At 70.3% G+C, this 26,970-nt stretch carries 26 protein-coding genes; 18 read left to right on the top strand and 8 right to left on the bottom strand.

The window, feature by feature from the left end:
- The first annotated feature begins 5 nt into the window (after positions 1 to 5).
- On the top strand, positions 6 to 479 hold the full coding sequence (locus tag ACTJI8_RS15580; protein WP_440734328.1) for an S-ribosylhomocysteine lyase: 474 nt from the start codon (positions 6 to 8) through the stop codon (positions 477 to 479).
- Between the two features lie 200 nt (positions 480 to 679).
- Here the strand turns inward: ACTJI8_RS15580 and ACTJI8_RS15575 are convergent, their stop codons facing one another.
- Positions 680 to 3,751 carry an alpha-mannosidase gene (locus tag ACTJI8_RS15575; RefSeq protein ID WP_440734327.1) on the bottom strand — a complete coding sequence of 1,024 codons (3,072 nt, stop codon included), beginning with the start codon at positions 3,749 to 3,751 and terminating at the stop codon, positions 680 to 682.
- 89 nt (positions 3,752 to 3,840) lie between these two features.
- Between ACTJI8_RS15575 and ACTJI8_RS15570 the strand changes: the two genes are divergently transcribed.
- Together ACTJI8_RS15570 and ACTJI8_RS15565 are read left to right on the top strand one after the other, a co-directional pair.
- A complete protein-coding gene (locus ACTJI8_RS15570) occupies positions 3,841 to 4,863 on the top strand; it encodes a LacI family DNA-binding transcriptional regulator (protein WP_440734326.1) in 1,023 nt (340 codons plus the stop codon).
- 68 nt (positions 4,864 to 4,931) lie between these two features.
- Entirely contained in the window at positions 4,932 to 5,408 is a 477-nt protein-coding gene (locus tag ACTJI8_RS15565; RefSeq protein WP_440734325.1) for an adenylyltransferase/cytidyltransferase family protein, read from the top strand.
- 52 nt (positions 5,409 to 5,460) lie between these two features.
- Here the strand turns inward: ACTJI8_RS15565 and ACTJI8_RS15560 are convergent, their stop codons facing one another.
- Genes ACTJI8_RS15560 through ACTJI8_RS15550 form a run of 3 tightly spaced genes read right to left on the bottom strand, consistent with a single transcriptional unit; the run spans position 5,461 to position 9,541 of the window.
- The gene (locus ACTJI8_RS15560) at positions 5,461 to 6,762 is read right to left on the bottom strand and encodes a sulfatase-like hydrolase/transferase (RefSeq protein WP_440734324.1); all 1,302 of its coding nucleotides are present in this window, start codon (positions 6,760 to 6,762) and stop codon (positions 5,461 to 5,463) included.
- On the bottom strand, positions 6,759 to 8,117 hold the full coding sequence (locus tag ACTJI8_RS15555) for a glycoside hydrolase 5 family protein (protein ID WP_440734323.1): 1,359 nt from the start codon (positions 8,115 to 8,117) through the stop codon (positions 6,759 to 6,761). The genes ACTJI8_RS15560 and ACTJI8_RS15555 overlap by 4 nt, the downstream gene beginning before the upstream one ends.
- Complete coding sequence (locus ACTJI8_RS15550) at positions 8,114 to 9,541, bottom strand: sulfatase family protein (protein ID WP_440734322.1); 1,428 nt, start codon at positions 9,539 to 9,541, stop codon at positions 8,114 to 8,116. Before ACTJI8_RS15550 ends, ACTJI8_RS15555 begins: the two co-directional genes overlap by 4 nt.
- Positions 9,542 to 9,713: 172 nt before the next feature.
- On the opposite strand from ACTJI8_RS15550, the gene ACTJI8_RS15545 reads away from it, so the two are divergent.
- The 4 genes from ACTJI8_RS15545 to ACTJI8_RS15530 are packed head-to-tail and all read left to right on the top strand — an operon-like array spanning position 9,714 to position 14,618.
- A complete protein-coding gene (locus ACTJI8_RS15545; protein WP_440734321.1) occupies positions 9,714 to 11,009 on the top strand; it encodes an ABC transporter substrate-binding protein in 1,296 nt (431 codons plus the stop codon).
- Between the two features lie 29 nt (positions 11,010 to 11,038).
- Positions 11,039 to 12,010: a carbohydrate ABC transporter permease gene (locus ACTJI8_RS15540; protein WP_440734320.1), complete on the top strand. Its 972-nt coding sequence runs from the start codon at positions 11,039 to 11,041 to the stop codon at positions 12,008 to 12,010.
- Positions 12,007 to 12,984 (top strand): carbohydrate ABC transporter permease, encoded by a 978-nt coding sequence (locus ACTJI8_RS15535; protein WP_440734319.1) that lies wholly within the window; start codon positions 12,007 to 12,009, stop codon positions 12,982 to 12,984. The genes ACTJI8_RS15540 and ACTJI8_RS15535 overlap by 4 nt, the downstream gene beginning before the upstream one ends.
- A complete protein-coding gene (locus tag ACTJI8_RS15530; protein WP_440734318.1) occupies positions 12,981 to 14,618 on the top strand; it encodes a family 20 glycosylhydrolase in 1,638 nt (545 codons plus the stop codon). The genes ACTJI8_RS15535 and ACTJI8_RS15530 overlap by 4 nt, the downstream gene beginning before the upstream one ends.
- Positions 14,619 to 14,696: 78 nt before the next feature.
- On the opposite strand, the gene ACTJI8_RS15525 is transcribed toward ACTJI8_RS15530, so the two are convergent.
- The gene (locus tag ACTJI8_RS15525) at positions 14,697 to 15,278 is read right to left on the bottom strand and encodes an HhH-GPD-type base excision DNA repair protein (protein WP_440734317.1); all 582 of its coding nucleotides are present in this window, start codon (positions 15,276 to 15,278) and stop codon (positions 14,697 to 14,699) included.
- A 79-nt stretch (positions 15,279 to 15,357) separates the two neighbouring features.
- Here ACTJI8_RS15525 and ACTJI8_RS15520 point away from each other — a divergent pair, with 79 nt between their 5' ends.
- Positions 15,358 to 15,825 (top strand): SRPBCC family protein, encoded by a 468-nt coding sequence (locus ACTJI8_RS15520; protein WP_440734316.1) that lies wholly within the window; start codon positions 15,358 to 15,360, stop codon positions 15,823 to 15,825.
- Positions 15,822 to 16,691, top strand: coding sequence for a metalloregulator ArsR/SmtB family transcription factor (locus ACTJI8_RS15515; protein WP_440734315.1), 870 nt, complete (start codon positions 15,822 to 15,824; stop codon positions 16,689 to 16,691). Before ACTJI8_RS15520 ends, ACTJI8_RS15515 begins: the two co-directional genes overlap by 4 nt.
- Before the next feature lie 13 nt (positions 16,692 to 16,704).
- On the opposite strand, the gene ACTJI8_RS15510 is transcribed toward ACTJI8_RS15515, so the two are convergent.
- The gene (locus ACTJI8_RS15510; RefSeq protein WP_440734314.1) at positions 16,705 to 17,430 is read right to left on the bottom strand and encodes an SDR family oxidoreductase; all 726 of its coding nucleotides are present in this window, start codon (positions 17,428 to 17,430) and stop codon (positions 16,705 to 16,707) included.
- Between the two features lie 105 nt (positions 17,431 to 17,535).
- Here ACTJI8_RS15510 and ACTJI8_RS15505 point away from each other — a divergent pair, with 105 nt between their 5' ends.
- Complete coding sequence (locus ACTJI8_RS15505; RefSeq protein ID WP_440734313.1) at positions 17,536 to 18,381, top strand: LysR family transcriptional regulator; 846 nt, start codon at positions 17,536 to 17,538, stop codon at positions 18,379 to 18,381.
- Here the strand turns inward: ACTJI8_RS15505 and arr are convergent.
- Positions 18,374 to 18,784 (bottom strand): NAD(+)--rifampin ADP-ribosyltransferase, encoded by a 411-nt coding sequence (gene arr / locus ACTJI8_RS15500; RefSeq protein WP_440734312.1) that lies wholly within the window; start codon positions 18,782 to 18,784, stop codon positions 18,374 to 18,376. The genes ACTJI8_RS15505 and arr overlap by 8 nt on opposite strands.
- 177 nt (positions 18,785 to 18,961) lie before the next feature.
- The gene (locus ACTJI8_RS15495) at positions 18,962 to 20,296 is read right to left on the bottom strand and encodes a glutamyl-tRNA reductase (protein ID WP_440734311.1); all 1,335 of its coding nucleotides are present in this window, start codon (positions 20,294 to 20,296) and stop codon (positions 18,962 to 18,964) included.
- Between the two features lie 177 nt (positions 20,297 to 20,473).
- Here ACTJI8_RS15495 and hemE point away from each other — a divergent pair, with 177 nt between their 5' ends.
- The 8 genes from hemE to ACTJI8_RS15455 all read left to right on the top strand — a co-directional run bounded on the left by hemE (position 20,474) and on the right by ACTJI8_RS15455 (position 26,966).
- A complete protein-coding gene (hemE, locus tag ACTJI8_RS15490) occupies positions 20,474 to 21,526 on the top strand; it encodes a uroporphyrinogen decarboxylase (protein ID WP_440734310.1) in 1,053 nt (350 codons plus the stop codon).
- Positions 21,523 to 23,067 (top strand): protoporphyrinogen/coproporphyrinogen oxidase, encoded by a 1,545-nt coding sequence (locus ACTJI8_RS15485; RefSeq protein ID WP_440734309.1) that lies wholly within the window; start codon positions 21,523 to 21,525, stop codon positions 23,065 to 23,067. The genes hemE and ACTJI8_RS15485 overlap by 4 nt, the downstream gene beginning before the upstream one ends.
- 153 nt (positions 23,068 to 23,220) lie before the next feature.
- The gene (locus ACTJI8_RS15480) at positions 23,221 to 23,643 is read left to right on the top strand and encodes a hypothetical protein (RefSeq protein WP_440734308.1); all 423 of its coding nucleotides are present in this window, start codon (positions 23,221 to 23,223) and stop codon (positions 23,641 to 23,643) included.
- Between the two features lies 1 nt (position 23,644).
- On the top strand, positions 23,645 to 24,049 hold the full coding sequence (locus tag ACTJI8_RS15475) for a phage holin family protein (protein WP_440734307.1): 405 nt from the start codon (positions 23,645 to 23,647) through the stop codon (positions 24,047 to 24,049).
- Positions 24,039 to 24,314: a hypothetical protein gene (locus tag ACTJI8_RS15470; RefSeq protein ID WP_440734306.1), complete on the top strand. Its 276-nt coding sequence runs from the start codon at positions 24,039 to 24,041 to the stop codon at positions 24,312 to 24,314. The genes ACTJI8_RS15475 and ACTJI8_RS15470 overlap by 11 nt, the downstream gene beginning before the upstream one ends.
- 98 nt (positions 24,315 to 24,412) lie before the next feature.
- Complete coding sequence (hemQ, locus tag ACTJI8_RS15465) at positions 24,413 to 25,117, top strand: hydrogen peroxide-dependent heme synthase (RefSeq protein ID WP_440734305.1); 705 nt, start codon at positions 24,413 to 24,415, stop codon at positions 25,115 to 25,117.
- Positions 25,114 to 26,160: a hydroxymethylbilane synthase gene (gene hemC / locus ACTJI8_RS15460; protein WP_440734304.1), complete on the top strand. Its 1,047-nt coding sequence runs from the start codon at positions 25,114 to 25,116 to the stop codon at positions 26,158 to 26,160. The genes hemQ and hemC overlap by 4 nt, the downstream gene beginning before the upstream one ends.
- Positions 26,161 to 26,171: 11 nt before the next feature.
- A complete protein-coding gene (locus tag ACTJI8_RS15455; protein WP_440734303.1) occupies positions 26,172 to 26,966 on the top strand; it encodes a uroporphyrinogen-III synthase in 795 nt (264 codons plus the stop codon).
- Positions 26,967 to 26,970 lie beyond the last annotated feature (4 nt).

Here is a 26,970-nt window from a genome sequence, read left to right as displayed (position 1 = left end):
CCGCCATGGCCGAGGTCGAGAGCTTCACCCTGGACCACACCGCCGTCAAGGCGCCCTACATCCGCCTGATCGGGGTCGAGCAAGGCCCGCGCGGCGACGAGATCTCCAACTTCGACGTGCGCTTCGTGCAGCCGAACGAGGGCGAGATCCCGACCGCGGCGCTGCACACGATCGAGCACACCCTCGCCTCGCTGCTGCGCGACCGCGTGGACGGGGTCATCGACATCTCGCCGTTCGGCTGCCGCACCGGCTTCCACCTGATCACCTGGGGTCGCCCCGAGGTTCCGGCGCTCGTCGAGGCCATCACCGACAGCCTGCGCTTCATCGCGGAGAAGGCCGAGTGGAGCGACGTCCCCGGCGTCAGCGCGATCGAGTGCGGCAACTACCGCGACCACAGCCTGCACGGCGCGCGCGAATGGTCGGCCCGGATCCTGGAGCAGGGGATCAGCCGCGACGCGTTCACCCGCATCCTGGCCTGACAGGGGCCCCTTCGGGGTCGTTGAGCGAGGACGCCGAAGGCGACCGAGACGAAACGCGGCTCTTCCAGGTGCCGCGTTTCGTCTCGCTCCTCGCTGCGCTCGGTGCTCGCTCAACGACCCCGCGCGGGCTGCGCTCGCTCAGGAACCGGGGTTGCCGGTCGCTGAGCGAGCGCAGCGACGAGAAGAAGGGCGATGGCGCGTCAGGCCCGGGCGATGCGGAGCGTGCGCACCTCGAAGGGACGCAGTGACAGCGCCTCCCCGGTGCGCGGCGCATCCAGCTCGTCCTCGATGAGCGACACCTCGCGGATCCCGCCGTGGTCGAAGCCGACGGACAGCGTGCCGGTCGTGCGCCGGCCGAGCGACTCGTAGACGCGCACGATCACATCACCCGAGCGGTCGTCGGCAAGCTTCACGCTCGAGACGACGATGCCCTCGCCGGTCACGGCGACCAGCGGCTGGACCTCGTTCGCGCCGCGAACGATCGTCGACGGGGCGTTCAGCGCGATGCCCTCGGCCGTCGCGATCGCGGCGTCGGCGCCGATCACCAGGCCCACCTGGATCTCGTGCCGGCCGTGGTCGGTGTCGGGGTCGGGGAAGCGCGGGGCGCGCAGCAGCGACAGGCGCACGGTCGTGGTGACGTCGTCGCCGTCCACGTCGCGTGCGGTGTCGAAACCGTAGATCGAGTCGTTCACGAGCGCGGCGCCGAAGCCGCCGTCCTCCTGCACGAGCACGAAGCGGTGCATCGAGGTCTCGAACTTCGCCGCCTCCCAGCTCGTGTTCACGTGCGTGACCCGGCGCTGGAATCCGAACTGCGTCTCGGCCGCCGTCTCGCGGGCGAAGACATCGAGCGGGAAGGCCAGCTTGAGCAGCTTCTCGGTCTCATGCCAGTCGATCTCGTTGCGCAGCAGCACCGTGCGGGATCCGGGACGCAGCGTGATCGTCTGCCGCAGGGAGGACTCCGAGAACGGCCGCTCCACCACGATCGTCGCCGCGCCGTCCTCGACGGACGCGGAGATGGACGACACCGCGGTGAGGTCCTCCACGCGGTTGCGGTAGTACTTGTCGATGTCCCACGCGTCCCACATGTTCGGGAAGTCCTGGTGCAGCTGGAACAGGTTCGCGGGCTTGCCGGCCGGGATGGTCTCGCGGCCGGACGCCTTGTCCAGCGCGGAGACGATGAGGCCATCGGCCGAGATCACGACAGTGACGAGGTCGTTCTCGAGGCGGAAGCCCTCGACGGTCTCGGTGAGGGAGACGGATCCGGTCGCTGAGCTTGTCGAAGCGCCCGGATCCGTACGGGTCCCTTCGACGGGCTCAGGGACCGGGTGCAGCGCCGTTGCGCCGAGCGGGCGCCCGTCGGACCCGACGCCGACCGACGTCGGCGTGAAGACGAGCTCCACGTCGCCGGCACCCGCGAGCGCCGCGCGGGCAGCCTCGGACAGCGCGCGAGCCTCGTCGAGCACGCCGGAGAGCACGGACACCGCCTCGCGGTGCACCCATGCGATCGAGGTGCCCGGCAGGATGTCGTGGAACTCGTGCAGCAGCACCGTCTCCCACAGTCGGTCCAGCACGTCGTGCGGGTAGGCCGCACCGAGGCGGACGGCGGCGGTCGATGCCCACAGCTCAGCCTCGATCAGTGCCTGCTCCGCCCAGCGGTGCAGCGCCTTGGTGGCGTGCTGGCTGGTGAGCGTGCCGCGGTGCAGCTCGAGGTACAGCTCGCCGACCCACACGGCCGGATCCGGCAGCTCGGCCTTGGCGGCGTCGAAGAACTCGTCGGGGTGGATCCACTCCACTCGCGCGCTGCCCTCGAGGTCGGCCAGGCGGGACGCCTTGCCGGTCATCTCGCGGGTGGTGCCGCCGCCGCCGTCGCCCCAGCCCACCGGGGCGATCGAGCGCGTCGCGACGCGGTTCTCCTTGAACTGGCGCGAGGCCTTGGCGACCTCCATGCCCGAGAGCTGCGAGTTGTAGGTGTCCATCGGCGGGAAATGCGTGAAGATCCGCGACCCGTCGATGCCCTCCCAGTCGAAGCTGTGGTGCGGGAACACGTTGCGCTGGTTCCACGAGATCTTCTGCGTGAAGAACCATTCGAAACCGGCGCGGCGCATGAGCTGCGGCAGGGCGGGGGAGTAGCCGAAGCTGTCCGGCAGCCACACGCCCTTCGAGCGGATCCCGAACTCGCGCTCGAAGAAGCGCTGCCCGTGCGAGAACTGCCGCACGAGCGACTCGCCCGTCGGCATCACCGTGTCGGACTCGACCCACATGCCGCCGAGCGGCAGGAAGCGGCCCTCGGCGACGGCGGCCTTGATACGGGCGTAGACCTCGGGGCGGTGCTCTTTCATCCAGGCGTACTGCTGCGCGCTGGACATGCCGTAGCGGAACTGCGGCTGCTCCTCGAGCAGCGTCGTCATCGACGAGGTGGTGCGCGCGACCTTGCGCACGGTCTCGCGCAGCGGCCACAGCCAGGCGGAGTCGATGTGCGCGTGCCCGATCGCGGCGATGCGATGCGCGCTCGCGTCGGCGGGGGCGGCCAGCACGTCAGCCAGCTGCGCCCTGGCGGCGCCCGCGGTCTCTACGATGCGCTGCAGGTCGAGCACGTCGAGCGCGTCGTCGAGCGCCTGGAGGATCCGCATCCGGCGCGGGCTGGTCTCGGGCAGCTCGGCCTGCAGTTCGAGCAGCACTTCGAGGTCGAGGGACAGCTCGAACACCTCGGGCTCGAACACGGCGAGATCCATGTGGCGGACGCGGTAGAGCGGATCCGGGGACGAGGTGAGGATGTCGCCCTCCTGCGTCGGCAGGAAGGGGTGGTAGTCCAGCAGCACGGGGTTGGAGGCGCCCTCGAGGAACAGCTCGATCGCCTCCTCGCCCTCGGCCCGCTCCATGATGGGCAGCCACTGATTGCGGGGGTTCAGGCTCTTCACCGGGACCGGTTCGCCGTCGGCGCCGACGCGGTAGGCGAGCGCCTCGCACTGGAAGCCGGTCATGTTGATGTCGAAGCCGAGGTCGACGAGCGCCTCGACGCGCTTGCCGGCCCACTCGGCGGGCACGGTGCCGCGCACGCGGAACCACGTGGTTCCCCACGCGGGACCCCACTGCTGGCCGGCGGCGAACGGCGCGTACTCGAGCGCCAGACCGTCGGCGGCGGGGATCGGCTCGCCGGGCAGCGCGTGCGCGGCGATCTCCAGCGGGATGCGGGCGGAGTGGACGGCAGGGCGCACACGCTCGCCGAGCACGCGGGTGACGCGGCCGACGGTGAGCGAGGTCTCTTCGTGCACGGGGTGCTCCTTCGCGGTGCGAGAATGTGAGGACGCCTGGGGAATCCCGTTCCGCAGGGTCTACTAAAACGATCTAGTACGGTGAGTCTATGTCACAGGCGAAGCGCATCACCATCGCCGATATCGCCCGGCTCGCGGGAGTGTCCCCCGGCGCGGTCTCCTTTGCGCTGAACGGGCGCCCGGGCGTCAGCGAGCAGACCCGCCAGCGCATCCTCGCCGTCGCCGAGGAGCACCAGTGGCAGCCGAGTTCGGCCGCCCGAGCCCTGGTCGGATCCCGGGCGGGGGTGGTCGGCTTCGCCGTGAACCGTCCGGCGCGCACCCTGGGCACGGAGGCGTTCTTCACCGACCTCATCGCCGGGGTGCAGTCGGCACTGGCGCAGCACGGCGTCGCGCTGCAGCTGGTCGTGGTCTCCTCGATCGAGGAGGAGATGGCAACCTATCGGCGCTGGCGCAGCGCCAACCAGGTCGACGGCGTGATCGTGATCGATCCCCGCGACGACGACCCGCGTCTCACGCTGCTGCCCACCCTGCCGCTGCCGGCCGTGGTGATCGGCAGCAGTGACAGCGCCGGGGATCCGCCCGCCATCTGGCTGGACGACGAGGCCGCGGCGCACGCGCTGTTCGACTACCTCGCGGCACTCGGCCACCGCGAGATCGCCTACGTGTCGGGACCGGCCGAGTTCCAGCACACGCGTATTCGCGCCGACGTGCTCTCGGCGCTCGCTGCCCGGGGCGCGGCGGGCGAGACGCTCGTGACCGACTTCTCCCCGGCGGCCGCGACCGCGGCCACGCGCACGCTGCTCAGCCGCGCGGCCCGGCCTACGGCGATCGTCTATGACAACGACGTGATGGCGATCGCAGGGCTCCGCGTCGCGCAGGAGATGGGCGTGGCCGTCCCGCAAGCGCTGTCGGTGGCGTCGTTCGACGACTCCGTGGTGACCGGGCTCGTACATCCCTCGATCACCTGCCTCACCCGCGACACCTTCGCTCTCGGCGAGCAGGCCGCGGCCTTCCTGCTGGAGCGGATCGGATCCGCGGAGCCGCTGCCGTCCCGCCGCGGAACGCCCCCGGCGCTCACGATCCGGGAGAGCACGGCCGCGCCGTCGCGCTGAATGCGGTCGCAGAGGCCGTGTCCGGGTGCGTTCGATAGAGTGCTCTGGGCCGACGAGAGGATTCGCAGATGACGCCGGAGACCGTGAAGAAGCACCAAGACTACAACCCGGGGCCTCGCGTGGGGATCACCTTCTCCACCTTCGACCTGCTGCACGCGGGGCACATCATGATGCTCGCCGAGGCCAAGCGGCAGTGCGACTACCTCATCTGCGGCCTGCAGATGGATCCCACCCTGGACCGCCCGGAGAAGAACGCTCCCACCCAGACCGTGGTCGAGCGCTACATCCAGCTGCGCGGGTGCGAGTACGTCGACGAGATCGTGCCGTACTCGACCGAGCAGGACCTCGAGGACATCCTCCGCTCGTTCAAGCTCGACGTGCGCATCGTCGGCGACGAGTACGAGAACCGCGACTTCACCGGCCGCGCCTACTGCGAAGAGGCCGGGATCGAGCTGTACTTCAACAGCCGCGACCACCGCTTCTCGAGCTCCGGCCTGCGCAAGATCGTGGCGGCCAAGGAAGCCGAGCGCGAGGCGCGCGCCTGACGTGACCCGGTCGCGAGCGTGACCCGACCCGGTCGCGTGCGTGACCGCGGGGCTAGAGCCAGGGGGACGGATCCCAGTCGAACGTCCGCGCCCACGCCTCCAGCTCTGCGCGCAGCGCGGCCGCGATCTCGGGGTGCTGCGCGGACAGGTCGACGGCCTCGGCCGGATCCTCGTCCAGGTTCGCCAGCACACTGGTGCTGAGGATGAACGGTCCGCCCAGGTGCTCCCGCGGCGACGTCGTGAGCTTCCACGGGCCGCGGCGCGCGGCGAGCTGCGGCCCGTACTCCCAGAACAGGGTGCGCTCGACCGGCAGCGGCTCAAGCCCGCGCAGTGCCGCGAGTACGCTGGTGCCGTCCGCCTCGTGCGCGGCCGGAGCGCCGACCGCCTCGAGCACGGTCGGCAGGATGTCCATCATCGCGCCGGGCTCTGCCCACTCCGCCCCCTGCGGCAGGTTGCCGGGCCAGGAGATGATCGCCGGCACACGGATCCCGCCGTCGAACAGCGAGCCCTTGTTGCCGCGCAGGCCGCCCGTGGATCCGCCCTGGTAGTCGATCTCCTCGCCGTTCAGCCAGTTGCGGCTCTCGGTCGAGGGGCCGTTGTCGGAGGAGAAGAACACGATCGTGTGGTCCGCGATCCCGGCCTCGTCCAGCGCATCCAGGATCCGGCCCACGCCGTCATCCATGGCGGCGATCATGGCCGCCATGATGCGGCGATCGTCGGGAAGATCGGGGAAGCGGTCGACGTACTCCTTCGGCGCGTGCATCGGGTAGTGCGGAGCGTTGAACGGCACGTAGCAGAGGAACGGCTCCGCAGCGCTGTCCGCGATGAACGAGACGGCCTTCTCGGCGATCACCTCCGTGAGGTAGCGGCCGTTGTCGTAGACCTCGCGCTCGTCGTCCCACAGATCGTGCACGGGGTTCTGGTTCTGGCCCCAGTAGAAGATGTGCGAGTAATAGTCCACGCAGCCGGCGAGGAACCCGAAATGCTGCGCGAAGCCGCGGTCAAGCGGGCGATATCCGGATCCGGTCCCGAGGTGCCACTTGCCGAAGATCCCGGTGCGGTAGCCCTCATCCTGCAGACGGGAGGCGAGCGTCGGTTGTGCCGGCAGGCCCGCAGTGCCGCGCTTGCCGCCGAGGATCTCCTGAACCCCGGCGTGCACCGGGTGGCGCCCCGTCAGCAGCGCCGCGCGTGACGGCGAGCACACGAGCGAGTTCGAGTACCAGTTCGTCAGCCGAACGCCGCGCGCCGCCAGCCGGTCCAGATGCGGGGTGCGCACGTCGTCACCGCCGAAGCAGCCGACATCGCCGTAGCCGAGGTCGTCGGCATAGATCACGACGACGTTGAGGCGGGTCATACGGGCACCCCCGTGGCGTCTTCGGCGCCGTCGACGACGGTGTTGTTCGAGGAGTAGATCCCGGATCCGGTGCTGAGGTCGGGGTGGATCAGATCGGTGATGCCGCGGGCAGCGAGGGCGGCCGGATCCGCCGCGGTGAGCGAGGTGACGAACGTCACGTCGAGGCCGGCCACGCACGCGTCGACCCAGGCCTGGAAGATGGCGCCCCCCGGGCTCATCGCCGCGCGGCTGACCGGGATCTCGTGGTCGTCGACCTCGATCACGATCGCCGTCGTGCGGGCGGGTGCCGGCCGCCGTTCACGCAGTTCGGGGATGATCTCGGCGAACCGGCGCCCGATGGGCTTCGCCTCACCCGTCTGGTCGATCAAGCCCAGGGAGTACTCCAGCTCGGGGTAGTCGGCGAGCTCGCGCCCCACGTCGTGGGAGCACCACCAAGTGACGCCCCAGAGGTTCTCGGTGCGCACCGCGGCGCGCACCGTCGCCTCGAGGAAGTCAGGGGTCTGCTCGGGGGTCAGGCAGTTCGACGGGGCGCCGACCTCCTGCAGCCAGATCGGACGCTGCGGATCCGTCGCGAACGCACGGGACAGCTCGATCATGTACTCGGCGTGCCGGTCGCTCGCAGCGCTGCGTCCGCCGTAGCGCTGGGCGGTGCCGTTGAAGATCCAGGAATGCACGGTGGTCATCGCGCCGATCCTGCTGGCGTGCGTCGGTACGAAGCCGTGCCCGTCCATGTACCAGGCCGCGTCGTACTCGCTGTGCACGTGCGGCAGCCCCGGGGCGGAGCGCTCCGCCGCCTCCAGCAGCGTGCGCAGCCACCCCGCGGCCTCGTCGGGCGAGACCGGCCAGGGGTGCGGGTGCACGGTCGCGGAGAACTGGTTCACCTCATTGCCGAGCGTGAAGCCGAGGAAGTTCGGGGCGTCGCGCAGTGCGGCACCGAGGCGCTCCACGAGTGCGACCTGACCGCTCAGAGCCTGCGGGTGGGTGAACATGTTCTTGTCGTGCCAGGTGAACAGCCACGAGGGGATGAAGTCGAAGCTCGACAGGTGTCCCTGGATCACGTCGACGCTCGCGTCCATCCCGAACTCGGCGGCGACGTCGACCACGGCCCGCACATCGGCGATCGCCTTCTCCCGGATCAGGGTGCGGTTGGGCTGCAGCACCGTCCAGAGCGGGAAGATCCGCACGTGGTCGAGGCCGAGTGCGGCGAGTCCGGCGAAGTCGCGGCGCACGGCGTCGAGGTCGAGATCGAGCCAGGCGTGCATCCACTCCTTCGACGGGGTGTAGTTCGCGCCGAACCGCAGCGGGGCGGTCCCGTGCTGGGCCGGGGAGAGTGCGGCGTCGGTGCCGAGGGTCATCGAGTACGTCCTTCCGGGACGGGCTGGCGCGGGTGGGGCGAGTCGCCGAGGTCCTGCTGGAGATCCCACAGCTTCAGGGTCAGTTCGCGCCGGATGTCGGCGTACGCGGGATCGAGGTGCACGCTGGTGAGCTCATACGGATCCTTCTCCAGATCGAAGAGCTCCCACTCCGGAGGATAGGACGTGTCGCCCGCGTTGGGCAGGCCCATTCCGTCGGCGTAGAAGTAGATGAGCTTGTAGCGGTCGGTGCGCACGCCGTAGTGCGCCCACACGTGATGCATGTGATCGTCGTGCTCGTAGAACCGGTAGTAGTGCGCGTCGCGCACCGGAGCCGGGTCCTCCGCGGTCACCAGGTCGACCAGACTGCGCCCCTGCATGCCCTCGGGGGCGGCGACTCCCGCGAAGTCGAGCAGGGTCTGTGCGATGTCGACGTTCGAGACGAGGGCCGAGGCTGCCCCGCCCGCGGCGACCCGGGCGGGGTAGCTGAGCACGAGGGGCATCCGCAGCGACTCCTCGTACATGAACCGCTTGTCGAACCAACCGTGCTCGCCGAGGTAGAAGCCCTGATCCGAGGCATAGATCGTGACGGTGTCGTCGAACTGACCCTTCGTCCGCAGGAAGCCGGTGAGCGCCTGCACGCCCTCGTCGACCGCCGCCACGCAGCGCAGGTAGTCCTGCATGTAGCGCTGGTACTTCCACACCGCTCGCTCCGAATAGCCGAGCTCGGCGGGCGGATCCTCCTTGAGGTCGATGTCCGTGAGGTAGTCGGCGATCCGCATGGTGGCGTGGTGGGCGGGCGTGCCGCGGCCGTCGTAGTCGTCGTCGAAGGTGGGCGGCAGCGGGATCGGATCCGTGAACAGGTCCGCGTGCCGGGGGTGCGGCAGCCACGGGCGGTGCGGCGCCTTGTGCCAGACCAGCACGCAGTACGGCTCGTCGCCCTGCGCGTCCATCCACGCGAGGGCGTGCTCGGTGATGATGTCGGTCACGTAGCCCTCATAGCGCACCGGGCCTTCGGGGGTGTAGAACTCCGGGTCGAAGTACTCGCCCTGATCGGGCAGCACCTCCCAGTGGTCGAAACCCACCGGGTCGTGGTCGGGGCCGTGGCCGAGGTGCCATTTGCCGAACATCGCGGTGCGGTAGCCGGCCGCCCGGAGTGCGGTGATGAAGGTCTCGTGGTCGTTCGTGAGATGCGTGGCGAGCGTGGTGACCGTGCTCGTGTGGCTGTAGGTGCCGGTGAGGAACGCGGCTCGGCTCGGCGTGCACAACGCGTTCTCCACCAGGGCGCGGTCGAACCGCATTCCGGCCTCGGCGATCGCGTCGATGCCGGGGGTCGTGTTCACCACTGAGCCGTAGCAGCCGATCGCATTCGAGGCGTGGTCGTCGGTCAGCACGAACACGATGTTCGGGCGACGGGGGCTGCTCATCGCGTTCCTCCTTGTGGCGCTGAAGGGATTTGGTTCACCAGGTCGGCGATCTGCGGTGCTGTTGGACGGCGCCGCGTCCTTGTGGCATGCTAGGCACACTATATCGTTTTAGTGATGGGATGCCAGCGCCGGCCGGCGATGCATCCGGGACACTTCGAAGGAGAACACGTCCATGAAGATCCGATCGACTATCGCCGTCGGCATCGCCGCGGTCGCGGTGCTCGCTCTCACCTCGTGCACCGGGGGAGGGGCGGCCTCCGGCGGAGGATCCGCCGACGGCGAGATCAAGGGCACGGTCACGTTCCAGACCTGGTCGCTGAAGAACGACAAGTTCTCGCCGTACTTCCAGAACATCGCGAAGAGCTTCGAGAAGGAGCACCCCGGGGTCACGGTCAAGTGGATCGACCAGCCCGCCGACGGCTACGAGGACAAGATCCTGCAGCAGGCCGAGTCGAACGAGCTCCCCGACGTCGTGAACCTCCCGCCGGAGTTCGCGCAGGAGCTCGCCAAGGCCGGCCAGCTCGCCGACCTGAAGAAGGACTCGAAGGTCATCGGCGACTACGTCGACGGCGGCGTCGCGGCCTACACCTATGAGGGACTCGATGGCACCTATGCCTTCCCGTGGTACCTGGGCACCGAGCTGAACTACTGGAACAAGGACCTGCTCGCCAAAGCGGGCCTCAGCGCACCGCCGAAGACCTTCGACGAGACGCTCGATGCCGCGTCGAAGCTCGCCAAGGTCGGCGTGCAGTCGCTCTCCGACGTGCCGAGCCCCAAGTCGCTGCAGATCGACATCAGCGACGGAGGCGGCACGTACGACTTCGTGAAGAACGGGAAGTTCGTCTTCGACACCCCCGAGGCCGAGAAGATCATCGAGCGCTACGCGGAGCTGTACAAGGAGGGCGCGGTCAGCCCCGAGGCGCTGCAGAACGCCGGCACGGCGAACGCGAACGTGAACAACTTCAACAAGGGCACCGTCGCCTGGACGACCGCCGGTCCGAACTACATCGACAAGGACATCGCGGTCAACGCGCCGACGCTGCTTCCCTCCGTGGTCCCGACGGCCGGCTTCGGACAGCCGCCGCTGTTCGTGCAGGGCATCAGCGTCTCGAAGAACGCGAAGAGCCCTGCCGCGGCGATGGCGTTCGCGGAGTACGTCACGAACGACGCCAACCAGATCGAGTTCATGAAACTCGCCGCCGGATTCTTCCCCGGGACGAAGAAGGCCAACGAGGACCCGTCCAAGTTCTCCGGCACCGCGCAGAACCCCGCTCAGGCCGAGGCGACGACCTTCGCGGCCGCGCAGATGGACAAGGCGCGCGTGCCGGGGGCTCCTGGCAGCGGCTACGTCGACTCCATGGAGAACTACGCCAAGCAGCAGATCGCGCTCGCCGTCAAGGGCGACATCTCGGCGAAGGACGCGCTGGTCAAGGCGCAGGACTACGCCAACCAGAACGTGTCCAAGTGACCCGATGAGTGAGAGGAGGGGGTGAGCAGATGAGAAGACAGCGTTGGTACACGCCGTACCTGCTGGTGCTGCCAGGAGTGGTCTGGGTGCTCGTCTTCGCCCTGTGGCCGTTCCTGAACACGGTGGTGCTCGCCTTCACGGACGCCCGCCCCCTCCGCCCCGTCACGTTCGTCGGGCTGGAGAACTTCGCGCGGCTCGGGAGCGACGAGCGGTTCGGCTACGCACTCACCACCTCGCTCGTGTACGTGGTCGTGTGCGTGCCGCTGCTCACCTTCCTCCCGCTCCTGCTGGCACTGCTGGTGCGCGCGAAGATCCCCGCGATCGGGTTCTTCCGCACGACCTTCTACTTCCCGGTGATCGCCTCGGCGGTGGTCGTCGCGATCGTGTGGGAGTTCCTGTTCTCCAGCACCGGGACGATCAACTCGGCGCTGACCTTCTTCGGCCTCGCGGACCGGCCGATCGAGTTCCTCTCCGACCGCTGGCTGCTGATCTTCTGCGCGATCGGCCTGACGGTGTGGAAGGGCCTCGGCTACTACATGGTCGTCTACCTCGCGGCCCTCGGGAACGTCGGGCGCGAACTGCACGAGGCGGCCGCCATGGACGGCGCCGGAGCCTGGCGTCGGTTCTGGTCGGTGACCGTGCCGGGCGTGCGCGGTCCGATGATGCTCGTCTCGGTGCTGATCTGCGTCGCCGCGATGCGCGTGTTCACCGAGCTCTTCATCCTGTCCTCGGGATCCGGCGGACCCGGAGGACGTTCGATGAGCATGGTGATGCTGATCCAATCCATGGGCAAGGGCCTGAACGGGCAGATCGGCTACGCCTCCGCGATCTCTCTCGTGCTGTTCCTGCTGACCCTCATCCCGCTGACCGTCGTGGGCATCGCCAACAACGGCGAGATGATCCGCGACGCCCTGGCGAGCCGGCGCACGCGCCGCGACCTGCGCGCGCAGCAGCGCGCCGAGCGCCACGATGCCCGGAGCCGGGCGGAGGTGACGGCATGACCTCCTTCCAGAACCCCGGCGGAAGCGGCGTGATCGAGGAGCAGGCGACCGCACTTCGACAGGGTCAGGGACCGCTGCGCGATCGCGGATCCCGCCCGCCGCGGCAGCGCGAGCGCGCCTACCGCACCCGCGGATCCGCCGACATCATGAAGCCCTCCCTGGGCGGGCTGATCGGCAAGTACGTACTGCTCGTCGTCGTGCTCGGGATCATGGTGTTCCCGTTCCTGTGGCAGCTGTCCACCTCGTTCAAGGGGTCCGGCGAGGACATCTACGGGTTCCCGCCGAACCTCATCCCGAGCGCGCCGACCCTGGATCACTACGCCGAGGTGTTCCGTACGATCCCGGTGCTCGACTACGCCCGCAACTCCCTGCTGGTCGGCGTCGGCACGGTGATCACGAACGTGGTCTTCGCCACTCTCGGCGGCTACGCGCTGGGGTGCCTGAAGTTCCGCGGCAAGGGGATCGTCATGGCGATCTTCTTCTCCACGCTGCTGCTGCCCGGCGAGGTCACGCTGACGAGCCAGTACCTCACGGTCAAGTCGCTGGGACTCGCCAACAGCCTGTGGGGCGTGTTCCTGCCCGGGGCGATCGCCGCGATCAACGTGCTGCTGATGGCCGCGGCGTGCCGCATGATCCCGGCCGACACGCTCGACGCCGCCACGATCGACGGTGCAAACACGATGCAGCGGCTGCGCCACATCGTGTGGCCGAACATCCGCGGCATGGTCTCGGTGGTCGCGCTGTTCGCGTTCATCGGCGCCTGGGACGAGTTCCTCTGGCCGCTCGTGGTGCTGTCGGATCCGGCGAACTACACGCTCACCGTCGGCATGAACTACCTGAACTCGAACTTCGGATCCAACCCGCGCGTGATCGCGGCGGGAACGATGATCGCGCTCGTTCCGATCATCATCCTCTTCGCCGTCCTGCAGAAGCAGTTCTTCAAGGGCGTCGAGGAAGGGAGCGTCAAGGGATGACGGATCCGGCCGGCCCGCCGGGTCCGTTCGCCGAGGACGCGACCGGCTCGCCGGGTTCGCCGCCTGCCACCGTCGAGGCGAGGTGGATGGCGATCCCGCAGCCCACGGCCTTCGAGGCGGCGGGCGGGATGTGGAGGCCGGCCCAGGTGCGGGTGATCGCGGCGAGCCGGGGGCTGCGCCGGGAAGCGGAGCGGCTCGAGGCGGAGCTGCGGATCTTCGGGATCGCGACGGCCGTCGACGTCTCGGATCCGGTGATCCGGCTGAGGCTGAGCGCGCTGGCGCATCGGGACCCCGCCGAGCCCCTGGGGTCGTTGAGCGAGGACGCGCGCAGCGCGACCGAGACGAAACGCGGCACCCTCCCGGACGAGTCGTTCGCGGTCGACGTGGAGGACGACGTCGTGGTGACAGCGGCCTCCGCAGCGGGGGCCTTCCGCGCCACCCGGCAACTGCTGCACAACCTGCGTGCGCAGGGGGCTGTGCCGCGGGGGCGGGTGCGCTCCGCGCCGGCCGTCGCCGAGCGCGGGCTGCACCTGGACGCAGGGCGCAAGCACTATCCGGCCGCGTGGATCCTCGAACAGCTGCGCGCGGCGGCTGACATCGGCGTCAACGTCTTCCAGTGGCACTTCTCCGAGAATGAGGGATTCCGGCTGGAGTCGAGGGCCTTCCCCGAGATCGTCTCCGCCGAGCGGATCACCCGCGCCGAGGCCGCGGAGATCGTCGCGACGGCCCGCGACCTGCACATCGACATGGTCCCGTCGCTCGACATGCCGGGTCACCTGCGGCACGCGCTCTACGCGCACCCCGAGCTGCGGCTGCCGGATGCGCCGGGGCTCGCGACCGATCACGCCCTCGACATCACGCGTGAGGATCCGGTCCGCTTCGCACTCGCCCTCATCGACGACATGGCCCCGGTGTTCCCGCACAGCACGCGCTGGAACCTCGGCGGCGACGAGTTCGTCGACTTCGATCGCATCGCGGAGTACCCCGCGCTCGCCGCGGCGGCCGTCGAACGCTACGGCGCGGACGGCACCGGATTCGACCTGCTCACGGCGTTCGTCAACCGCGTCGCCGCGCATCTGCGGGAGTGCGGGTTCGTGGCGCGCGCGTGGAACGACGGCCTGCTGCGCAGCACCGCGGAATGGCTGGATGCCGAGGTCGTGCTGACGTGGTGGACGAACTGGAACGCGCACATGCGCCCGGTCGCCGATGCGGTCGCCGCCGAGCATCGGCTGGTCAATGTCAACGATGCGCTGCTCTACTACGTGCTCGGCGAGAACGCGGGCTACCGCTACCCGACGGCGGCGCGGATCTGGCAGGCGGACTGGCATCCCGGATTGTTCCCGGCCCTGTGGGGGCCCGAGGGGCAGAGCACCGTGCGGCAGGAGCTGACGCGTCCGTACCCCGCGCTGCTGCTCGGCACCCTGTTCGCCGTGTGGTCGGACCGGCCGGACGCGCAGACGCCTGCCGAGGTCGCCGAAGGGATCCGCGGCCCGCTGCGTGCGATGGCGGAGCGGGCGTGGAATGCCGGATCCGCCCTGTCGCTGGAAGAGTTCGCAGCGCTCGACGCCGCGATCGGCGAGCCCCCGGTCGTTGAGCGAGCATCGGCGCAGCCGAAGCGAGACGAAACGTGGTGATCTCGCGAGGTGGCGGCGTTTCGTCTCGGCCTCGCTCCGCTCATCCTCGCTCAACGACCTGGAGGGGTCGGATCCGGGTCAGCCCTTGGCGGCGGCCTTCATCGCGCGCTTGTGCTCGCGGACCTTCGTGAGCGACTCGGGCGAGACGATGTCGGCGACCGAGCGGAAGGATCCGTCCTCACCATACGGTGCGGAGGCCTCGCGCCAGCCGGCGCCGGTGAAACCGTACTGCTTGCCGAGCAGGGCGAGGAAGATCTTGGCCTTCTGCTCGCCGAACCCCGGCAGCGTCTTCAGACGGCGCAGCACCTCGGCCCCGTCGGGAGCGTTCCCTGCCGCGTCGGGCGCGGTCCACAGGTTCGCGGCTTCCCCGCCCCAGTCATCGACGAGCACCTGGCACAGCGTCTGCACGCGCGCGGCCATGGACCCCGGGAAACGGTGCACCGACGGCGTCTGCTTGAACGCGGCGAGGAACTCGTCAGGGTCGTAGCCGGCGATCGTCGCCGCGTCGGTCGCGCCGGTGCGCTGCTCGATCTTGAGCGGTCCGGCGAACGCGGTCTCCATGGCGACCTGCTGATCAAGCAGCATGCCCACGAGCAGCGCGAGAGGGTTGTCCGACAGCAGAGCGTCGGCGGCGGTGTCTCCGGTGATGTGAAGGGCCATGGATCCAGTCTCGCATCGCCCGAGGATTCTCCTGAGAAAGTGATTGACATATTCGTCTAGACGAATGCATTATGGATCCATGAACGAGATCATCGAACGCAGCGTCTCCGCCTCTCCGCAGCGTGTCTGGGAGCTCTGGACCACCCCCGAGGGGATCTCGCGCTGGTGGGCGCCGGACGGCTTCCGCACCGACGTGACCGCCCTCGACCTGCGCCCCGGCGGCGCGCTCGAGTACACGATGACGGCCGTCGCGCCGGAGCAGGTGGCCTTCATGGAGCAGAACGGGATGCCGTTGTCCACGCCGTCGCGCAAGCGCTTCACCGAGATCGCGGCGCCGACGCGTCTCGCGTACGCGTCGATCATCGACTTCGTGCCCGGCCACGACGAGTACGAGCAGCTCACCGAGGTCGAGCTGCACCCGACCGAAGACGGCGGAACCCGGGTCGTCATGCACGTGGAGCCGCTGCACGACGAGGTGTGGACGCAGCGCCTGCTGGCCGGCCGCGCGAACGAGCTGGACAACCTCGCCGCGCTCGTCGCCGAATGACCTCCCCGAGTGCGGGCGGCGCGGCCGGATCCTCGGCTGAGCCGGAGGCCTCCGCGGACGCCGGCCCTGGAGCGGGATCACCCGATCCGCAGCGCGCCTTCGCAGCGATGGGGGAGCCGACCCGGTACCGCATCCTGGAAGTCCTCGCCGCGAGCCCCGCCACGGTGGGGGGCGTGGCGGAGGCCATCGGCGCGCTGCAGCCGCAGACCACGAAGCACCTCCAGGCGCTCGAGGCAGCCGGGCTGATCACGATCCACCGGCTCGGTCGCCGACGTGTGGCCAGCCTGAACCGGAGTTCGTTCGCGATGCTCGCCGCACATCTCGGGGGATGGGCGCAGACCGGCCTCGACGATGACGCGCTGCAGACCTATGAGCAGGCGATCGTGCACGCGCAGGCGGATCCCGGACGGGACCGGAGCGTGTCGTTGCGCGCCGCGATCCCCGGGCCTGTCGACGAGGTGTGGCGCGCATGGACCGACCCGCAGATCGCCGGCCGGTGGTGGGCGCCGCCGCACTTCGAGGTGCGTGAGCTCGCGATCGCTCCGGAGCAGGGTACGCCGATCCGTTTCACGCTCGGCGAGCCGGGCGGCGCGACCTATCGTTCGGAAGGAAGCGTGATCGAATCCGATCCGGGGCGATCGCTCGTCTTCTCGCTCGCGCCGGTCGACGAGACGGGTGCGCCGATGTTCGACGCCATGCACACGGTCTCCTTCAGCGGCGACGACGCCACGACGACGGTCGAGCTGCGCATCGAGGCGACCGGGGTCAAGCCCAACGCGGTCGAGGCGATCGCGGGGCTCGAGCCCGGCTGGACCCAGCTGCTCGCAGCGCTCGCCGCGCTCTTCACCGACGGATCCGCGGACTGAGGCGCGATCGCGTTCACCAGGGCACCGGACCCGCATCGTCGAAGAAGCCGCCTCGCGGGCCATCGTCAGGCACGGTGGCGAGGTGCACGGCGATCGCCGCGCCCTGCTGCGCGGTCCGGACGCCGCTGAAGCCGTTGAGGTCCGTCGCGGTGAACCCGGGGCAGCCGGCATTGACCAGGACACTGGTGTCGCTCAGCTCCTTGGCGTACTGGATCGTGAGCGCATTGAGGAACGTCTTGGATGCCAGGTATGCCGCCGGGACCTGACCCATGTCGATGCCGGGCGAGGTCTGCAATGAGAGCGAGCCGACGCTGCTGGACATGTTCACGATCCGCGGCGATGACGAGGCGCGCAGCATCGGCAGCATCGCGTTGGTGACACGGATGACGCCGATCACGTTGGTCTCCACGACATCTCGCAGGGTCGAGGGATCGACGGAGGACGGGGTCTGCGGCATGCGGCCCACGATCGCGGCATTGTTGACCAGGACATCGAGACCTCCGGCGTGCTCCGCGATGAACTCGGCCGCCGCGGTCGCGCTCGCGTCTTCGGTCACGTCGAGGGGGACGCCGAACGCGTCAGCGCCGCTCGCGCGGAGCCTGTCCACGGCGGCGTGGCGACGTCGCGGATCGCGTGCGCCCACACCGATGCGCCACCCCAGGGCGCCCAGGCCCGCGGCGATCTCGTATCCGATTCCCTTGTTCGCTCCGGTCACGAGCGCGATCTTCTGTGCATTCACGTCGACGATCCTCTCGTCGGGCCGGGCGCCGCGTCCAAGATCGATCGGGTGCGCGGCGATACCTCACGGGTATCGATCCGCCCGACCGCTGAATACGATGATCGCGTGGAGACCCGCGAGCTGCGCTACTTCGTCGCCGTTGCCGAGGAGCTGCATTTCGGACGCGCCGCGCAAAGACTCTCGATGGCGCAGCCACCGCTTTCACGCGCCATCCAGCAGCTCGAACGCCGGCTCGGCGTCGTTCTCCTGCACCGCGGCGCCCGCGCGATCACACTGACCGAGGCCGGGACAGTGCTCCTGCGAGAAGCCCGGATCGTGCTCGACGCGGTCGACGCTGCCGAGCGTCGCACCCGTCGGGCCGCCGGCGGCAGGCCGGGTCTGGTCCTGGCCACGAAGTCGGGCGCATCCCCCGAACTGCTGTCGGATCTGCTCGACGCCTACGCCGCGCTGCCGGATGCCGTGCCGGTCGAGGTGGCTCTGTGCGGACCCGGTGAGGCGGAGCGCATGCTGCGCACCGGTCAGGCGGATGTCGCGCTGCTCCAGCGGCCCTACGACTCCACGTCGGGTCTCGATACGGACGAGCTGCGCGCCGAGCGGCAAGTCCTCGTACTCCCCGCAGATCATGCGTGGGCCGGCCGCGCTCAGGTGTCCATGGCCGAGATCGATGCCCGGGTGGATCCGCCCCTGCCGCGTTGGCCACAGAGAGACGGAACCCACGCGGATGGCCCCGGTCCGCGGGTCCGCGACCACACTCAGCTCACCCAGCTGATCGCGCTGGGACGTGCGTGCGCCCTCATGCCCGAGTCCGTCGGCACGCACCTGCCTGGCGATCTCGGGGTCGTGCCCGTGCCGGATGCGCCGGTGGTCACGACGGTCATCGCGTGGCCGCCTGACAGCAGGTCCCGCGCCCTCGCCGGCTTCGTTCGCGCGGCGCTGTCCGGCGCTAGTTGATGATCTCGCCGCGCTCGTCGGCGAGAAGCGATGCCAGGCGGTCGCGCCAGTCCTGCAGCGCCTCGGGCGTCAGGCGGGTCCAGTCGTCGACCTCGGCGACCACGCGGAGCGGATCCGTGCTGCGGTAGGAGCGCGTCGGGTTGCCTGGGAACTTCTTGTCGGTGACGTTCGGGTCGTCCTCGAACTCCCCGGTCGGCTCGACCTGGTACACCCGGGGTGCGCCGTCGCCGGCGGCGAGCTCTGCGGCGAGGCCTGCCCCGTCGCGCAGCGCGGTGAAGTAGATGTGGTTCATCACGATCTCGGGCCGGTAGTTCGACCGGAACCCCGCCGTGAGGAGCTCGCCGGGCTGCAGATCCGCCTTGGTGCCGTGGAAGAAGGGACCCTCGTCTGTCACGTTGCTCACCGTCTCAGGCTAGCCACGCCGGCCCGTTTCGTCGTGGGCCTACGTCGCGTCGAAGAAGGAACACGCCGCTCCGAAGGGGCCGGGAGCAACGGATTCCTTCTTTGACGACCGGGGCGATCGCCGCGGTCGGGTGTTCGCCCGGGCCCGGCGGTCACGAGAGACAACATCTCGGTCGGTTCAGGCAGTGGCGGCGTCGTCCTGCCGCGCCTCAACCTCGGCGCTCAGCCCGTACAGCGTCTCGACCGCGGCGATGAACTCGGATCCGCGTCCCTGCGCGGCGAGCTCGTGCGCGCGGCTGGTGGGGGTGTGCAGCAGCACCCCGGCGAGGTGGCGCATGGCCTGCTCGACCTGGCCGCCGTCGTCGCCGCGACGCCGGGCGCGCTCGATCTCCGCCTCGAGCAGCTCGAAGATGTGTCCGCGCAGGGCCACGACGGCCGGGGTGACGCTCTCGCGGGCGCCCACCTCGTGGAACGTCGCCGCGGCCGCGCGCACGATCGAGCGCGCGGCGTCGGTGGCCTGCAACTCCTCGAGCGGTGCGTGCAGGCGGATGGTCTCGAGGTCCAGCAGCGCGACGCCCTCGACGTCGGCGACGTCGGGAGCGACGTTGCGCGGCATGCCCAGATCGACGATCAGCTGCGTCGGTGCGGAACCGGCCGAGGGCCCGTGTCCCGGGATGGGGCAGTCGACCGTGGCGTCGTCGGGCGAGGGCAGCACCGTCAGCGCCGGACCCCGCCCCGCGCGCAGGATCGCGGCATCGAGCACCGGAAGCTCGGCGCTGGTGCAGGTGATCACGATCGTGGCGTGCGCGGCGGCGCGGGCGTACTCGGCCTTGGGCAGGGCGCGGATGCTGTGCTTCACGGCGAACGCGGCCCCGCGGCCGGACGGCGAGTGCACGCTGATGTCCTGAGCGCCGCGTTCGCGCAGCGTCGCCAGGGTCACGGCGGCGTACGCCCCGGTGCCCACGAGCAGCACGCGGGCGGCGCTCCAGTCGGCGATGCGGCTGTCGGCCAGCTCGAGGGCGAGGCGCACGAGCGAGCGGCCGGCGCGTCCCAGGGCGGTGTCGTTCTTGACCTTGCGCTGCGCCTCGCTGGCGCGCTGGAACAGCCGCTCCAGCTCGGGGGACGTGGTGCCGTGCTTGCGCGCCGAGGTCAGCGCACGACGCACCTGGCCGGCGATCTCGCCCTCGCCCGAGACCACGGACTCCAGCCCCGAGGCGACGGAGAAGAGGTGCTCCACGACGCGAGCGCCGGAATGCACCGACGATGACGCGGTGAGCGTGTCGGCGGGGATCCCGCTGCGCTCCGAGACGGTGCTCAGGATCCGCGCGACGTCGGTCTCGTCCGCCGTGCCGTCGACGTCGACATAGGCCTCGAAGCGGTTGCAGGTCGCGAGCACGACGGCGCCCTTGGATCCTTCGGAGAGGGATCCAGCCAGGTCATCCGGGGTGCGACTGAGTCGTTCGAGGAGGTCGAAGGGGGCCGTCTTGTGATTGGCCGTGACGCAGAGCAGCACCCTGAGAGTTTACGCTCCCGGTGCTTTGCAGATCCTGGAAGGCGCCGCAGGGCGACACAGACTCGGAGACGGACCTGTCGCCATGACCGCCGCCGCGTTCGCCGCGAGGCGGGGATCCGCGCGGGCGACGTCCGGATCCTCATGAGCCGCAAAGCAGCGGCGGGGGAGAATGGATCCATGCCCCTCAACGACGCACCGCTGCTGCGCGCCCTCGCCGGAGACCGTCCCGAGACCACCCCGGTGTGGTTCATGCGCCAGGCAGGCCGTTCGCTGCCCGAGTACCGCGATCTGCGGGTCGGCACCCGGATGCTCGACGCCTGCCTCACGCCGGACCTCGCAGCGGAGATCACGCTGCAGCCGGTGCGCCGGCACAACGTGGACGCGGGCATCTTCTTCAGCGACATCGTGGTGCCCCTGCGGCTCGCCGGCGTCGAGGTCGAGATCGAGCCGGGCCGCGGGCCGGTTTTCGCGGCGCCGGTGCGCACCGCGGCTGACGTCGACCGGATCACGGCGATCGACCCCGCGTCGCTCGACACGACGCAGATCGCCGAGGCGGTGCGGCTCGTGGTGGCCGAACTCGGCGACACCACGCCGCTGATCGGGTTCGCCGGAGCGCCCTTCACCCTCGCCGCCTACCTCGTCGAGGGCGGGCCGTCGAAGGAGCACCTGCGCGCACGGGCGATGATGCACACGGATCCTGACTCGTGGAACCGGCTCGCGGGCTGGCTCGCACAGATCTCGCGGACCTTCCTCGACGCGCAGCACGCGGCCGGAGCGAGCGCCGTGCAGCTCTTCGATTCCTGGGCCGGCTCCCTCAGCCCCGCCGACTACCGCGCCTTCGTCGCGCCGCACTCGGCCGCCGCGGTCGACGGCATCGACGCTCCGGTCATCCACTTCGGCGTCGGCACGGGGCCGTTCCTCGCCGACATGCGCCTCGACGGCCGCGCCGACGCGGTCGGGGTCGACTGGCGCGTGCCGCTGGACGAGGCCGTGGCCGTGCTCGGCGACGACGTGACCGTGCAGGGCAACATCGACCCGGCGTTGCTCACCGCGCCCTGGCCCGTGCTCGAGGCGCACGTCCGCGACGTGCTGCGCCGCGGCACCGCCGCCCGCGCGCACATCCTGAACCTCGGCCACGGGGTGCCGCCCGAGACGGATCCCTCCGTGCTCACCCGGATCGTCGAGCTGGTGCACGAGGTGCGGGTCGAGTCGGCGGTCGCCGGGCGATGACCGCACCGGATCCGGGGTCTTCGCCCGCCGTCGAACCGCACGCTCCTGAGCTCGCCGAGAAGGCCGCGCGCCTGCGGGTCGCCGTGATCGGCGGCGGAGTGGCGGGCCTTGTCGCGGCGGAGTCGATCGCCGCGATCGGCGCGCACGCGACGGTGTTCGAAGCGCAGGATCGGGCCGGCGGCGCCGTGCGGGCCGGCGAGGCCGACGGGATCGTGTTCGACGCCGGCGCCGAGAGCTTCGCCGTGCGCGGCGGTCACGTGCGTGCACTGCTCGCCGAACTCGGACTCGACGATCGGGTGGTGTCGCCGGAGCCCGGCGGCGCCTGGGTCGCGGGCATCCCCGGCGGCGCCGCGCCGCTGCCCCGAGGCGGGCTGCTCGGGATCCCCGCGAATCCCTTCGCCGAGGACGTGCGCCGGGTGATCGGGTGGAGCGGCACCTGGCGAGCCTGGCTCGACCGTCTGCTGCCGCCGCTCACGATCGGCCACGACCACAGTCTGGGTCGTCTCGTGCGCAAGCGCATGGGCGCCAGGGTGCTCGACCGCCTCGTGGCCCCGGTCAGCACCGGCGTGTACTCCGCGCATCCCGACGACATCGACGTCGACGTGGCAGCCCCGTCTCTGAACGCGGCCCTCACCCGCGCCGGCTCGCTCTCCGGCGCGGTCGCTGAGATCACCGGCGGATCGGGCAAGGCACCCGGTGCGGCGGTGCAGGGTCTCACAGGCGGCATGTCGGGCATCGTCGACGCGCTGATCGCGCGTATCGAACTGCTCGGATCCGAGGTGCGCACGGGCGCTCAGGTCGAGGCGCTCGAGCGCGATGACCTCGGCTGGACCGTGCGCCTCGCCGAGCAGGAGCAGGAGCAGGAGCAGGAGCAGGAGCAGGAGCAGGACGGTGTCGTCGTGGACGGCCTCGGCACCGAGCCCGCCGACGGCCTTGCCCGCTTCGACGCGGTGATCGTCGCCGCCGACGAGCCCACGGCACGCCGGCTCCTCGCGCCACACGTGCCGGAGCTGGCCGCGGTCGCCGGCGGAGCATCCCCGCGCATCGAGATCGTCACGCTGGTCCTCGACGCCCCCGAACTCGCCGTCGCCCCGCGCGGATCCGGAGTGCTCACCGTTCCCGGGTCGCATACGGCGAAGGCCCTGACGCACAGCACCGCGAAATGGGCCTGGTTGCGCGAGCGGGCCGGCAACAGGCAGGTCGTCCGGGTGTCGTTCGGCTCCGCGGGCGAAGAGCCGGCGACCGCCGCCCTCGACGACGAGGCCGCCGCGTCCCTCGCGCTCGCCGAGGCCTCGGCCCTGCTCGGCGTCGAGCTGAGCGCCGCGCAGCTGCGGGGCAGCCACCGCGCGCGTTTCGTGCAGGCGCAGCCCTCGGCCGTGCGGGGAGCGGCCGAGCGCCGCACCGAGGCGGCGGCCGCGATCTCCGCGGTGCCGGGCGTCGGCGCGACCGGGGCGTGGCTCAGCGGCACCGGTCTCGCGCAGGTCGTCCCGCACGCGAAGGAGGAGGCGGAGCGGATCCGTCACGCCCTCCTCTGGGGCTGACCCCGGCGGAAGCGGCCGTGGTCCGCAGGTCGGCTACGGGAGGACGCCGCACGTGGACCGAGCGAAGTCAACCCCCTCCGCCCGATAGATGCCGAAAACGGAATACAGGGTTACGCTGGAGATCCGCAGAGACCGCAATCGTGAGGAGACCCCATGAAGGGGAAGATCGGACTTGTCGTCGGACTCGGCGTCGGATACGTGTTGGGCACTCGCGCGGGGCGCGAGCGCTACGAGCAGATCAAGAAGCAGTGGCTCAAGGTCTGGCACCTCGACCCCGTGCAGGCGCAGGTGCACAAGGTGCAGGACTTCGCGAAGACGCAGGCGGCCGCCGTGCCGCAGGCTCTGTGGACCGGCGCCGTGAAGATCGTCAAGGCCGCCACGTCCGACGGAACGCCGGGTCAGCGCGTGGACTCGACCATCGCGAGCGGCAAGACCGTCGCTGCGGAGGTCAAGCAGGCGGCGGAGGAGACCGTGGCAGCTGCGGAACAGAGCGCCGCCGCGGCGGAGAGCAAGACGAAGCCCCGCACGTCTTCGGGCGCGAAGGCTGCGCCGAAGAAGCCGACCACGGACGCCTGACATGGCCGGCAACTTCCGGGATCGCGCCGACGACAGCCTGCTGACGCTGCTCGGCGACCTTCCCGACCTCGTCAGCAATCTCGTCAAGGCCGAGATCGACGCGGCCAAGACCTGGATCTCCCGCACCGCCAAGGACGCAGGGATCGGCAGCGTCTGGTTCCTGGTCGCACTGTTCTTCCTGTTCTGGACCGTGCCGGTCATCCTCGTGTTCGCGATCGCCGGCCTCTCGTCGTGGTTCCCGGTCTGGCTCTCCGCGATCATCACGTTCGGGATCCTGCTGCTCGCCGTGGTCGTGTTCGCGCTGCTCGGAATCGTGAAGTTCCGCAAGGTCCTGCGCCGGGAGAATCCCGCACAGGCCGTCGCCACCGACGTCCGCATCGTGAAGGAGGCCGGCAATGGCCGTTGACCCGGTGAACATCCCGCGCACGGCCGTGCCCGCAGGGATCGTCGATCCCGTCGCCTCGGCCCGTGCCGAGCTGAAGGCGGCGCTGCTCGCGATCGAGGAGAAGGGCAACGTGCCCCGTCGTCTCGAGAAGGCGACCGTCGAGGGCAAGGTGAAGCTGCGCGCGTTCGCGCGGCGCAACCCGGTCGGCGCCATGGCCGCGGCTGTCGGCGTGGCTGCGGTCGTCGGCGGCATCGTCTGGGCCGTCGCCCGCAGCATCGCACGCTGACTGTCTCCGAGTCGTCCCCCTGAGCGCGGTCTATAGGTCGCCCTCAGGGGGACGACTCGGATTCTCCGCCACATAGCTGGAGGGGGCAGACTGGATCCATGGCTGAAGCTGCAGAAACGCCCGTGCTCGCCGCCGACTCCGACGCCTCGCCCCAGGGTTTCACCCTGTGGGCCGTGTGGCGCCGCGACCCCTCCGCTCCCGTGGTCGAGTCCGACGCCACCGAGCTGGAGGACATCGTCCGGCACATCGAGGACGGCGGGATCTCCGTCCGCGGCTTCTACGACGTCTCCGGCCTGAAGGCCGACGCCGACCTCATGGTGTGGCTGCACGGACCGAACCCCGAGGAACTGCAGAAGGCCCTCCGGCGCCTCCGGCGCACCGAACTGCTGCGCACCCTGCTGCCGACCTGGAACGTGATGGGCGTGCACCGCGACGCCGAGTTCAACCGCGCGCACGTCCCCGGCTTCCTCCGTGGCGTCGAGGCGAAGGGCTGGCTCTGCCTGTACCCGTTCGTGCGCACGCCCGAGTGGTATCTGATCGAGGAGGACGAGCGCCGCCGCATGCTCGCTGAGCACGGGCGCAAGGGCGCCGCCTTCCGCGGGGTCATCGCCAACACCGTCGCGGCCTTCGCGCTCGGCGACTACGAGTGGCTGCTGCCGCTCGAGGCCGACGACCCGACGGAGCTCGTCGACCTCATGCGCGACCTGCGCTACACCGATGCGCGCCGCTACGTGAAGGAGGAGGTGCCCTTCTACACCGGGCGCCGCCTGCGCCTCGACGAGATCCCCGAGGTGCTGCAGTGACCCCTTCGACGGGTTCAGGGAGCGCGGGCGTCATCCGCCTCGGCACGCGCCGCAGCGCCCTCGCGCAGGCCCAGTCGGGGCACGTCGCCAAGGCGCTCGAGGCGGTCTCGGGCCGTCGGGTCGAACTCGTCCCGATTACGAGCGAGGGCGACACCAACCGGGCGTCCCTCAGCGAGATCGGCGGGCAGGGCGTGTTCGCCACGGCCCTGCGCGATGCGCTGCTGCGCGGCGAGTGCGACATCCTCGTGCACTCCCTGAAGGACCTGCCCACGCAGGTGCCGGACGGACTCGTCATCGCCGCGATCCCGGCTCGCGCCGACGCCCGCGACGTGGCCGTCACCCGCGACGGCACGCCCCTTCACGAGCTGAAGGGCGGATCCACGATCGGCACCGGATCCCCGCGCCGAATCGCGCAGGTGCACGTGCGCAACCCGCGCCTGCACACGGCCGATCTGCGCGGCAACGTCGACTCCCGGCTGCAGCGCGTGGCGTCGGGCGAGCTCGACGCCGTGATCCTCGCCTCCGCGGGACTCAGCAGGCTCGACGGGGATCCCCTCGGCGAGCTGAAGGCCGAGCCGCTCGGTCTCGCCGAGTGGCCGACGGCGCCCGGCCAGGGAGCGCTCGCCGTGGAGACCACCGTCGACGCTCCGGCAGAGCTTCTGGCCGCGCTCGCCGCCCTCGACGACGAGGCCACCCGCATCGCCGTCACCGCGGAACGAGCAGTGCTGGAGGGGCTGGATTCCGGCTGCCAGGCGCCGATGGCCGCGCACGCGGAGATCGTGGACGGCGACCTGCGCGTGCGAGCCGTGGTCTACGCGCCGCACGACGGCTGGCGGATCGGGATCGACGTCACGGAGCCGCTGCATCCAGACTCCGTGAAGGCTGCGGCACCGGGCGAGGAGTATATTCGTCCCAACGGCAGTGGCAACGGTGCGGACTCTGCCGATGGTGCGGACCCGATCAGCGCATCGCGCGCGATCGGGTTGTCTGTTGCCCGTCGGCTGCTCGAACGTGGGGCGGCTGACCTCATTCCGCGCCCCTGAATCCGATGATGATGACTGAATCGAAGCAAGAGGCCAAGCCGTTGACGGGTTGGCGTGTGCTCGTGCCGCGCGGAGGCCCCTGGGGCGACGGCGTCGCCGCCACTCTGCGCGCGCAGGGAGCGGTCCCCGTCGTGGCGCCCCTGATCAACTTCGCGCCGACGAACGACCAGGCCGCTCTCGATGACGCGCTCGCGAAGCTCGCGAACGGCGAGTTCGACTGGCTCACCATCACGAGCGCGACCACGGTCGACGTGCTCTTCGCGCACCGCGCCGAGATCCCCGTCTCCACGAAGATCGCCGCCGTGGGTGAGACCACGGCCACGGCGCTCGCCGCCGTCGGCTATCACGTCGACCTCGTGCCGGAGGACGACAACTCCGCCGAGGGAATGGCGGCCCAGCTCATCGCGCTCGAGCCGGAACCGAAGCGGATCCTGACGCTGCGCAGTGAGATCGCCAAGCCCCTGCTCACCAAATCGCTGATCAAGGCGGGCCATCACGTGTCCAGCGTCGTCGCCTACCGCACCGTCGGCGTTCCGGTCACGGAGCGCATCATGCGCGACGTGCAGAACGGCCGGATCAACGCGATCCTGGTCACGAGCGGATCCGTCGCCGAGCAGGTGCGCGAGCAGTTCCCGGACATCCCGGATTCCACGTTGCTCGCCGCGATCGGGCCCCGTACCGCGAAGGACGCCAAGAGGGCGGGCCTGCCGATCACGGTGGTCGCCGACACGCAGACGGTCGACGCGCTCATCGACGCGGTCGCCCAGTTCACCCTCCCGCACGCGGCCGACGAGTTCGCCCCGTGACCGG

The sequence above is a fragment of the Microbacterium sp. 22303 genome, from assembly GCF_052045265.1.
Lineage (GTDB): Bacteria > Actinomycetota > Actinomycetes > Actinomycetales > Microbacteriaceae > Microbacterium.
Note: the sequence above shows the minus strand (reverse complement) of the source record. Positions and strands in the feature narration are given on the sequence as shown.